General features: G+C 64.5%; 2 protein-coding genes. Both read left to right on the top strand.

The features are described 5' to 3' along the window. On the top strand, positions 1 to 249 hold a 249-nt coding region (locus AC1DKD_RS41250), incomplete at its 5' end, for a hypothetical protein (RefSeq protein ID WP_477144749.1). 112 nt (positions 250 to 361) lie between these two features. Continuing rightward, the coding region (locus tag AC1DKD_RS41245) for a DUF637 domain-containing protein (RefSeq protein ID WP_477144748.1) at positions 362 to 1,498 on the top strand (1,137 nt) is incomplete at its 3' end.

The following is a 1,498-nucleotide window of genomic DNA, read 5'->3' as shown; positions in this document are numbered from 1 at the left end:
CTGTGGGAGGCATCGCCCGGCGAGGTCGGCAATATTGATCCGGAGGGATTGCCAATCTGGCAGGACCTTAAGACGAAGCTTGCCAATTGGGCACGCCAGTACGACGAAACCCTAAACATGGACTATCCGCCGGATTCCGGATTCGAAAATGCCGCGGTGGAGGCCCAGTTCAAGCAAGAAGGTTATCTTCTTGCCGACCGGTTAAGAATGGAGCTGGGGCCAGAGTATGAAATAAAGATCCGTCTGTAGCCGACAAGCAGTATCAAACGAACCCCGCTTCGGCTGGATTCGTCGCTTCTGGCGGGGAGATCGGCACGTAGCGAGCACGGCGTGCCAGACGGTCAATGCACTGGTGCCGCAGGTGTACCTGCCGGAAGGCTATGCGCTGGCGCTGACCAAGCCGACCGGCGGCACCATCGCCGGCGACAACGTCTCGCTGGACATCGCGGGCCAACTGCGCAACAGCGGGGTGATCACGGCGGGCGACACGCTGAACGTGAAGGCGGGCAGTATCGATGCGGCCCCCAACATGGTGGACATCGGCACGTCGGCCTACCGGGTGCAGGGCGGCTGGAGCGTGATCACCGGGACGGTGGTGCAGCCGGGCGGGTTCATGAGCGCAATGCACATGAACATCGAGGCGGACAGCATCAATGCGGTCAACGATGCGTTCCTGATTCGCGGCGCCGACGGCAGGGTGGACGAGGCCGCAACCGTGGCTCTAGTCAATCAGCTGAAGGCCAAYCTCGGGCTGAACTACACCGAGGGCACGGTMGCCGACGACATCCACACGCGGTTCATCAAGGAGAAGAAGGGGTTCGGGCCGCTAGCCCAGATCGTGATGATGGTRGCCGCGGTGGCCATCTCGATCGYGACGGCGGGGGCTGCGGCAACCGCCCTGGGCGCGACCCTCTCGACGCTGACGCTCGGCCAGGCGATGGCTGTGGCCGCGCTCTCGAGCATGGCGGGCAGTGCCTTCAGCCAACTTGCTTCGGGGCAGGGCCTGRATTTCGGGAAGCTGGCAACCGCGGGTGCCATTGGCGCGATCACGGCCGGCTTGACCAATGGCATCACCTTCGACGGCAGCAGCTTCGGGGTGAGTGCATGGGGGGAGTCCCTGAAGGGAACGAGTACCCTGGCAAACCTCGCTGGCACGAACAGCATCGGTGGTGTCTTGCAGGCGGCGCAGGATGGCGCGACGGGGACGCTCGCTCAGCAAGCCGYGGGCTTCGTKGGCACGGGCTTGATCAATGCTGGCGTCAGTACGGCGTTCAACGGTGGCAGCTTCGGCAATGCGCTCAAGGGCAGCCTGGTGGCACAGGCGGCGGCGCTGGGAGCCAATAGTATCGGTGCGAACACCGATCCAGGCTCCTTCCAGAACATTCTCAGCCATGCGGCGCTCGGCTGTGTCGCGGGCGCGGCCGGCAGCGGGGACTGTGCGTCAGGGGCGATTGGCGGCGCAACCGGCGCAGTGATATCGCCGCTGGTTGGCGGGGCG

This window comes from Cupriavidus sp. 05T313 (assembly GCF_056396665.1).
Note: the sequence above shows the minus strand (reverse complement) of the source record. Positions and strands in the feature narration are given on the sequence as shown.